At 63.4% G+C, this 1,939-nt stretch carries 2 protein-coding genes; one reads left to right on the top strand and one right to left on the bottom strand.

The genetic code is table 11. The annotated features are described in order from the left end of the window. On the top strand, window positions 1-1,224 hold a 1,224-nt coding region (locus ABYW26_RS14000), incomplete at its 5' end, for an SGNH/GDSL hydrolase family protein (protein WP_372605529.1). Between the two features lie 74 nt (window positions 1,225-1,298). Here ABYW26_RS14000 and rplA read toward each other — a convergent pair. Then, window positions 1,299-1,939: 50S ribosomal protein L1 (gene rplA / locus ABYW26_RS13995; protein WP_372605527.1), on the bottom strand; the 641-nt coding region annotated here is incomplete at its 5' end.

Genomic DNA, 1,939 nt, shown 5'->3' with positions numbered 1-1,939 from the left:
GATCCGGCGCTGGACTTTGACCTGAACCTTGGCGCGCAGATCGACCGCTTCGCCGATGACTTTAACGGGCAGGACCTGTCCGATGTCACCGCCGTCGTGCTGATCGGCGGCAACGATTATATCTCGCTGGCCGATGGCGGCGCGCCGACAACGGCGCTGGGGGTTTTCAATCTGGTCAACGGCATCGTGCAGGCGACGCTGACTGCGGTCAGCGATCTGGCGGCGCTGGGGGTGGGCGAGATCACCGTCTGCACCCTGCCCCAGCCGGAATATTTCCCGCTTTTCGCTGATCAGTCGCCGGTCGAACAGGCGCTGGCGGACACGCTGTTCGGTCTGCACAACACCCTGCTGCTGAATGGTCTCGACACGCTTGAGGGCGCGGGCGCCCCGATCAGTGTCATCGACCTGGGCACGATGTCCGAGGCAATTCTGGACGACCCGACAGCCTTTGGCTTTCTGGCCGATCTGGCCACCTATCTTGAACTGGATGACGGTGCGATTCTGGAATTCTATGACGCCGATCAGGTCGCGTTCTGGGATGACATTCACCCGTCGACCGCCGGGCACGGGGTTCTGGGCGAATATGTCGCCGCCGCGATGTCGGGCGCGGAAATCACCGAGCTGACCTCGCTGGCCGACCGCTTTGCCGGAACGCGCGGCGACGATCTGGCGATGGGGCTGGGCGGCGATGACACGCTGGGCGGTGCCGGGGGCGAGGACGCGCTGTTCGGCGGCACCGGCAATGACGTGCTGAGCGGGGGCGGCCTGGGTGACCTGTTGTCGGGGGGCTCGGGCAATGACCGGCTGTCCGGCCAAAGCGGCGCCGATATTCTGGACGGAGATCAGGGCCGCGACATTCTGCTGGGCGGAGGCGGGGGCGATGTGTTGATCGACGGCGCCGGGTCTGACGTCATGCTGGGCGGTGGCGGGAACGACACGTTCATCTTTACCCAGAACACGCTGATCGACGCACCGGCCGGGGATAGCGACGTGTTTCAGGGCGGCACCGGCACCGACACCCTTTATCTGGTGCTGGACGGCGATACCTATGACCTGCTGGCCGAACCGCTGACCGGTCCCGATCCGACTGCGGCGCTGGCCTCGTTGGGGATCAGCATCGACGGTATCGAATCCATTGTGGTTCTGGACGGGCGCGCCGCGCTGGAAACCGCGCTGGGGGGCGAGGACTGGTATCAGCAGGCCGATTACTGGGGTCTGGTCTAGATCACGCCGCGACCCAACCGGCCAAGAAAAAAGGCGCCCCGAAAGGGCGCCTTTTCTGTCTCAAAGGACCGATCTTAGTTGCCGGTTGCCGAAGCAACGTCAACCGAAACGCCCGGACCCATGGTCGAGCTGATCGAGACTTTTTTCATGTAGGTGCCTTTGGCGCCGGTCGGACGGGCCTTGCTGACCGCATCCACGAACGCGCGGATGTTTTCAGCCAGAGCCTTGGAGTCGAACGAGGCTTTGCCAACACCGGCGTGAACCACACCAGCTTTTTCAGCCTTGAACTGAACTTCGCCACCTTTGGCTGCTTCCACGGCCGCTTTCACGTCCATGGTCACGGTGCCAACCTTGGGGTTCGGCATCAGGTTGCGCGGGCCGAGGATCTTACCCAGACGGCCAACGATCGGCATCATGTCCGGGGTCGCAATGCAGCGGTCGAACTCGATCTTGCCGGACTGGATGGTTTCCATCAGGTCTTCGGCACCAACGATGTCAGCGCCAGCGGCGGTCGCTTCGTCAGCTTTCGGGCCACGGGCGAACACGGCGACGCGAACGGTCTTGCCGGTGCCGTTGGGCAGCGAGACAACGCCGCGGACCATCTGGTCAGCGTGGCGCGGGTCAACGCCCAGATTCAGCGCGATTTCAACAGTCTCGTCGAATTTGGCTGTTGCGTTGGATTTAACCAGAGCAACGGCTTCTTCTACGGTGACGT

Origin of the sequence: Actibacterium sp. (assembly GCF_041584535.1) — a bacterium.
GTDB lineage: Bacteria > Pseudomonadota > Alphaproteobacteria > Rhodobacterales > Rhodobacteraceae > Actibacterium_D.
This window is presented reverse-complemented; position numbering and strand designations above follow the sequence as displayed.